7 protein-coding genes are annotated in these 6,649 nt (G+C 66.2%); 4 read left to right on the top strand and 3 right to left on the bottom strand.

Annotated elements, in window-relative coordinates; genetic code table 11:
- Positions 1 to 1,080, bottom strand: a 1,080-nt coding sequence (locus ABF821_RS19220; RefSeq protein WP_415531241.1) for an FAD-dependent monooxygenase, incomplete at its 3' end; no start/stop codon positions are given.
- Positions 1,081 to 1,151: 71 nt separating this feature from the next.
- Here ABF821_RS19220 and ABF821_RS19215 point away from each other — a divergent pair.
- Entirely contained in the window at positions 1,152 to 1,778 is a 627-nt protein-coding gene (locus ABF821_RS19215; RefSeq protein ID WP_415531240.1) for a MarR family winged helix-turn-helix transcriptional regulator, read from the top strand.
- Here ABF821_RS19215 and ABF821_RS19210 read toward each other — a convergent pair.
- Both ABF821_RS19210 and ABF821_RS19205 read right to left on the bottom strand, forming a co-directional pair.
- The gene (locus ABF821_RS19210; protein ID WP_415531239.1) at positions 1,688 to 3,328 is read right to left on the bottom strand and encodes a dihydroxyacetone kinase subunit DhaK; all 1,641 of its coding nucleotides are present in this window, start codon (positions 3,326 to 3,328) and stop codon (positions 1,688 to 1,690) included. The genes ABF821_RS19215 and ABF821_RS19210 overlap by 91 nt on opposite strands.
- A gap of 318 nt (positions 3,329 to 3,646) precedes the next feature.
- A complete protein-coding gene (locus ABF821_RS19205; RefSeq protein WP_310889080.1) occupies positions 3,647 to 4,621 on the bottom strand; it encodes a DMT family transporter in 975 nt (324 codons plus the stop codon).
- 26 nt (positions 4,622 to 4,647) lie between these two features.
- Between ABF821_RS19205 and ABF821_RS19200 the strand changes: the two genes are divergently transcribed.
- The 3 genes from ABF821_RS19200 to ABF821_RS19190 form a co-directional block, all read left to right on the top strand.
- The gene (locus ABF821_RS19200; protein ID WP_182973793.1) at positions 4,648 to 5,115 is read left to right on the top strand and encodes a hypothetical protein; all 468 of its coding nucleotides are present in this window, start codon (positions 4,648 to 4,650) and stop codon (positions 5,113 to 5,115) included.
- Between the two features lie 68 nt (positions 5,116 to 5,183).
- Positions 5,184 to 6,416, top strand: a complete 1,233-nt coding sequence (locus tag ABF821_RS19195) for a DUF3142 domain-containing protein (RefSeq protein ID WP_182973792.1) — start codon at positions 5,184 to 5,186, stop codon at positions 6,414 to 6,416.
- The coding region (locus tag ABF821_RS19190) for a hypothetical protein (RefSeq protein ID WP_415531238.1) at positions 6,400 to 6,649 on the top strand (250 nt) is incomplete at its 3' end. The genes ABF821_RS19195 and ABF821_RS19190, both read left to right, overlap by 17 nt.

The following is a 6,649-nucleotide window of genomic DNA, read 5'->3' as shown; positions in this document are numbered from 1 at the left end:
CATGTCACCCTGCCGGGCCTTCTCCAGCAACCCAGCCGCCAGCCCCAGCATCCCGGCCGCGACCGGCCGCCGCTCTTCCTCATAGGTCTCCAGCAACGCCGCCGGCGCGCCGCCCAGCACGGCCGCCAGTTTCCAGCCCAGGTTATACGCATCCTGCACGCTGGTATTGAGCCCCTGTCCCCCCGTCGGCGGGTGAATATGCGCGGCATCTCCCACAAGAAACACCTGCCCGACCCGATACCTGTCCGCCAGCCGCGCATTCATCGCATAAGCCGACGCCCAGCGAACCTCCCGCACCCGGACCACGCCCCCCGGCAGGCGCGCATCGACGAACGCCTGAAGACCACCGACCGAAAGATCGACATCCCCCTCGAACGCAACAGGCGCCTGAAGCTGGAACAGTTCGCCACCCGGCAGCGGGCAGAACCCCATCATCCGCGTCATGTCGCCATGGTTGAACCGGTGCCACACGGCCCGATCCAGGCCCTCCAGCACGATATCGGCAACAATCGCCCGCACACCAAGGGTTTTCCCCGGAAAGCCGACCTGCATCTCGTGGCGGACGAACGACCGCCCCCCATCGGCACCGACCAGATAACGGCAGCGGATCACCTCCGCCCCATCCTCACCCGCGACATGGGCCGTCACCCCAGCGCCGTCATCGGCAAAGGACGTCAGCCGTGTCCCATAGTCCGGGCGATGACCGAACGCCGCGAGCCGATCGCGCAGGATCGCCTCGGTCCGAAACTGCGGCACCATCAGGGGCGCACGATAGGGTTCGTCCACCGTCGCCGACGCGATCGTGATCTCCTGCACGTCATCCTGCGTGCCATCATCGCGATAGACGCGCTGCGCAGGATAAGGCCCTCCGGCAGCCGCCAGACGGTCGATGATGCCGAGATCCTCGAACACCTCCTGAGTACGCGGCTGGATGCCCTTGCCGCGCGACCCCGCGAACGGCTCCGCCAACTGGTCGATCAGGCGAAACGCCACGCCACGACGGGCCAGATCGACCGCAAGCGTCAGCCCCGCCGCACCCGCGCCGCAAATCACAACGTCCGTGTCACGTGAAACAGTCATTCTGCTTTCCTCCCGCACGAACAATGTGCATCATGCACATATTAAGGCGCGTATCGGGATGTCAAATAAAAGTGCATAATACACATATCCGCGCACGCCTCCCCGCCCTGCATCGTGCGCTGATCGAAATCGTCGGTGTCATCAACAGGCCGGAACGCGACGAAGCCCTGCTCAGGGCCGCCGGCCTGCCGCTTGAGCGCGCCCTGTTTCCGCTCCTGGTTCTGGTCGAGCGCCTAGCCCCGATCGGGTTGGTCGATCTTGCGGGCCGTGTCGGCCGCGATCACACCACGGTCAGCCGCCAGATCGCGCGGCTGGCGGAACTGGGCCTGGTCACCCGCCACGGCGGCGCGACCGACCGCCGCGTGCGCGAGGCCACGATCACCCCATCGGGCAAGGACGCGACCGACACGATAGACCGCGCCCGTGCGACAATGGCCGTCGGGCTGTTCAAAGACTGGGACAAGGCCGATTTCGACCAGCGTGTCCGCCTCCTCGGCACGCTCGCCGAAGATATGACGAAGCCCCCCGAAAAAACGCCTGAAACAACCGAATGGGGTCAAGGGGTCTGCGACCCCTTGCGGGTCGAGGGCAGCGCCCTCGCCTTTCCTCACCTCCCCGGTATCAACGCCTCAAACAGCCGCGCAATCGCTTCGGCCCCCGGATCGGGCACATTATCCAACTGCCCGTCGGGGATGTAGGACGCCCGCCCGGCTTCCGCCTTGCCCATCTTCGCCGTGGCATCGGCCCCGCCGCGCGCCGCGCGCACCACCTCGGCCCATGCCGCGCCCGCATCCAGCGCCCGCACCGCCGGGATCAGCGCATCGAGCATCGTGCGGTCTCCTTCCCGCGCGCCGCCATAACGCTGCATCGCCACGATGCCCTCCAGCAGCGCGGCTTCCCAGCGCGCCTGTTCGCTCCGCCCCGCCGTCGCAAACAGGATCGACAGCAGCGCCCCGCTCGACCCACCGGCATGGCGGGCCAGCAGGCGCCCCAGCGTCTGCATCAGCGCCTGCGGGTCGGCCAGCGGCAGCCGGTCCAACGCACCGTCGATCACGCGCGCCGTCTCGGCGAAGGTCGAGCCGGCGTCGCCATCGCCGATGCGCGCATCCAGCGCGTTCAGCGCCTCTTCATTCTCCAGCAGCACTTTCGCGCCACGCTGCACGGCATCCCGCAACGCCGGATTGTTCGAGGGCGCGGCGGCGAAAATATCCGGCAGGTCCGGTACGGCAATCACCGTCGGCTCCTGCCACGGCGCCATGCCCGTCCATGCCGTGGGTGCCACGTCGGCCTGCAACGAAGCCGCGATCTCGTCGGTCAGTTCCACCAGCGTGAGAGAAAACCCGTTCATGTCCAGCGCGGTCATGAACGGCGCGGGCCCGGCCACCAGCGCCACCCTGCGCGCCAGCGTGGTAGCGGCAAAGGCTTCCAGCAGCAGCGACATCTCGATCACCGGCGTCGTGCCGAGATTGTTCAGCATCAGGGCATGGCGCGCCTCGCCCTCCGGCAGGGCCGCCAGCAGGGCGTCCGCCGCCAGCGTCATCAACCCGCCGGCATCGGCCAGCGCGATGCGCTTTGCCCCCGGCTCGCCATGAATACCCAGGCCCAGTTCGCCCTCGTCCGCCGCCAGACGGCTGGCATGGCCCTCGTCATAGGTATCGCAATCGCTCAGCGACAGGCCGATCGAGCGCGTGCGCGCCGCCACGTCGGTCGCGAATGCCGCCACCCGCTCCAGCGACGCCCCGCTTTCGGCCATGTGCCCGGCAGCCTTGTGTACGATCACCGTGCCCGCGATGCCGCGCGCCTGCCGATGGCCGGGCAGCGAGATATCGTCACCGACGATCACCATCTCCACCTTCAGCCCCAGCGCGCGCGCCTGCTCGGCCGCCAGCCCGAAATTCAGCCGGTCGCCGGTATAGTTCTTCACCACCAGCAGGCACCCGGCCTCACCGGTCACGGCCATAATGCCCGCCAGAATCGCATCCACACCCGGCGAGGCGAACAGCGATCCGCAGACCGCCGCCGTCAGCATCCCGCGCCCGACGAAGCCGGCATGGGCGGGCTCATGCCCCGAGCCGCCGCCGGAAATCACGGCAACCTTGCCCGCGCCCCGCTCCCAGTCCCGCCGCAGGATGACCTTGATATCGGGATAGCCGTCCAGGCGGCACAGATCCTTCCCGGCGGGCGAACGCAACAATCCTTCCAGCGCCTCGGGCACCAGACGTTCGCGCGTATTGAAGAATCTTTTCATGCCTGAAAAGCCTTTCGTTCCGAGTTCCACCACACACCCCGCGCCGATCCGGGCCGGCGGAAGGTCAGGGACCATAGGAAGGTCACCGGCTCAGGACAACGCCTCCCAGCCAGACCCGCCCCTGCACGCATGACGGTGGACAGCACGGCACAGGAATGCCGGCGCAAACACGCCGCCCCCGTGCCAGACAAACGCCGGCCGTCCCCACGCCGTTCCCTCACGCAGCGGGGCCGGACACCGGAACGGAGCGCCCCCAATGGCCGCGCGCACCGAAGCGCAGGAAACGCGCGCCGGGTCACCACCTGCGCGCATATGCGGTCAGGCTGGTTCTTCGTGGTCTTCGTTGACGAGCATCGACGCCGCATGCCCACGGCTCACCGCGATCGGCGGCGGTCCGGGCACATGCTTTTCCTGCTCGCGCACCAGCGTGATCAACCCGGAACAAATGATCAGGCCAATGCCCGTCAGCGTCACCATGTCCGCCGAATCACCGAAGACCAGATGGCCGATCGCCAGCGCCCAGATCATCTGGCTGTACTGGGTCGGCGCGATGGCCCCCGCCGAGGCGTGGAGCGCGGAATGCATCAGCAGCACGTTCGCCAGCGCCGCCAGCAGCCCGTAACTGGCCAGCAAGGCAAGCTGATGCGCATCGGGCAGCGCAAAGGACGGCAGGCTGACCAGCCCGCAGATGGTAACGCCGCCGAGAATACCGGCCCCGAACAGCGAAATCTGCTTTTCATGGGCTCCCGACGCCCGGAAGGTCACGACCGAGATCGCCCCCGCCATCCCGGCCACCACCGCGCCCAGATGACCGATCGACAGCGGCCGCAGACCGGGCCGCAGCACGATCAGCACGCCGATGAAGCCCAACCCGATCGCGAGCCAGCGCGGCCAGCCGATCCGCTCCTTCAGAAAGACGATCGACATCAGCGTCACGAACGAAGGCTGTAGAAAGATCAGTGTAAACGCCTCGGCCATCGACAGATGGCTGAACGCCGTAACGCTGCCGATAATGCCCAGCGGATAGGCGATGAAGCGCACCATCCACAGCTTACGGTTCTGCGTCGTGAACACATCGACCAGCCGATCCCTCCCGCCGAGCAGGAAGGGAAACACCACCAGCGCGCACAACGAGCCGAAAAACGCGCATTCATACGGCGGCAGCCCGTCCCGGATCAGCTTCACACTGGCATCGCTGCACGAGAACGCGGCGAATGCGGCAAAGGCCAGCATGATGCCGCGCAGCGTATCGGCACCGCCATGAGACGAAGAGGAAGGGGCGGGATGGGTCACTCTGGCTGTTCTCGAAAAATGGACGGATGCATGATGGCTCCGACAAGAGCGAAGCCCCCTGCCCGTTTCGGAGCCATTCCGCAAGATCCGTGACAAGAAAGCGGGCTATTGACAATAGCAGTAGCAGAGCGTCCCCGAAAAATACCGCCTGCCGCTCCTATCGGAACAGCGCAGTCATCACGCTTTCGTGTCCCCCATCGCAGCACTTCCCGACAGAACACGACGCCGCAGCGAAAGATGCCTTTTTTATTTTAAAGGAAGCCACCATTCCTCACGATGAACATTATTGGAAAGACCGCAATCGCTCTCTCCCTTTTCTGAAGGAAAAGAAGCCGGAAGGCTTTTATTCGGTCAGGGAACATCCCATGCTCCCGGCACAAGGCTCCCCGGCGGAGCAAAGTTTTTTTTACAGCCCCCTCTCCAGCCAGGTTCCGCGCCCCCAGCCGGACAGCACAACAGGAAAGACGGTTGACCGCGCACCCGTCACGGCATGATCATCCAGCAACCGCGCTTCGCAAGCGATCCTGCCCTCCACCGCTTCCGGAGCCCCCGACCAGACGAAATGACCGATTTTTTAAAAAAGCCCTACATCCCAATCGTATTTTTATTATGCCTGATCGGCATCCACACCGCCTTCACCACCCGCACGGGCGGGGCGCTGCCCAGTGACGCCTATATCTGGCAACGCCAATGGACCCCGGCCGTCAGCACCGCCGTCACCGCCAGCCAGCCCATCATCCGCACATGGCGCATTCTCGCGGCAGAACTGGACGGCCACGGCTCCTGGGTGGACATAACCCCCGACAGCCTCCTGCTGGCACGCACACACATGCCAGTCATCGCCGTCATCCGCATCGAAGGCCAACTGGCCGACTGGGATGAGGAGCAACTGGCCGCCCATATCCTCGCCGTGAAAGCCGCCTGGCAGCAGCGCGGCATCACGGTCTATGGCCTCGAAATCGACCATGATTGCGCCACCGTCCGCCTGCCGGCCTATGCGCGTTTCCTGGCGCTGCTGCACGGCCGGCTGGAGCCGACACCCCTTTCCATCACGGTCCTGCCGACCTGGCTGGCCTCCCCCGAACTGGAAGAGGTGCTGGCCCGGGTCGATGACGCGGTCTTGCAGATCCACGCCGTCCAGAATCCGCAATTCGGCCTCTTCAATCCCGAGAAGGCCCATGAATGGGTCAGAATCTTCGCCCAGCGCCGTCGCGGCCCATGGCATGTGGCCCTCCCCGCCTACGGCACGCGCGTCACATGGGGCACCGACGGACGGATCGCGGGCATCGAGAGCGAGCAGGACCGTCTCATGGGCGCCGACAGCGGCCACGAACTCGTGGCCCCTCCCGCCGAAATCGCCGCCTTCATGAAACGCATCGAACACGCCCCGCCGCACGGCCTGGCCGGCTGGGCCTGGTTCCGCCTGCCCACTTCCGACGACAGAAGGGCCTGGAGCCTGTCGACATGGCGCGCGGTCATCACCCATCAGCCCCTGCGCACCGCGCTGTCGGTGAGCCTGCACCGTTCCTCGGCCACGGCGCCCTACGATATCGTCCTGGCCAATGCCGGCAACGCGGATGCCGAGGCCCCACCAGCCATCCGGATCGAGAGCCCCTGCCCATCCGGAGCCGACGGCCTGAACGGCTATAATCTGGATTACGATGCCCAGGGCATGTGGCTGCGGCGCGCGCAGCCCGGCCTGCTGCGGGCAGGGCAACAGGCCGTCATCGGATGGGCGCGGTGCGATCGGGGAACAGTCAGAGCCTATGCCGGAACCCATGACAGGCAGAGCTGATCCACCTGCCCCGAAGGCGCCCGCCGCGCACGCCATCCGCCGCCACGCGCTGGTCTTCGCACTGTCAAGCGCAGCCGGCATCTCGCTTGTGCTCGCCTGCGGCATGGATTTTCCAAACCAGTTGCTCGACGACCGCGAAGGCACGCTCAAAAGCACGCCGGCCACGTCCTTCGCCTACGAAGCCAGCCATCTCGTCGTCCCGGACGACGCCCTCCGCATCGCCAGGGTCGTCC

Origin of the sequence: Gluconacetobacter sp. (assembly GCF_047721585.1) — a bacterium.
GTDB lineage: Bacteria > Pseudomonadota > Alphaproteobacteria > Acetobacterales > Acetobacteraceae > Gluconacetobacter > Gluconacetobacter dulcium.
Note: the sequence above shows the minus strand (reverse complement) of the source record. Positions and strands in the feature narration are given on the sequence as shown.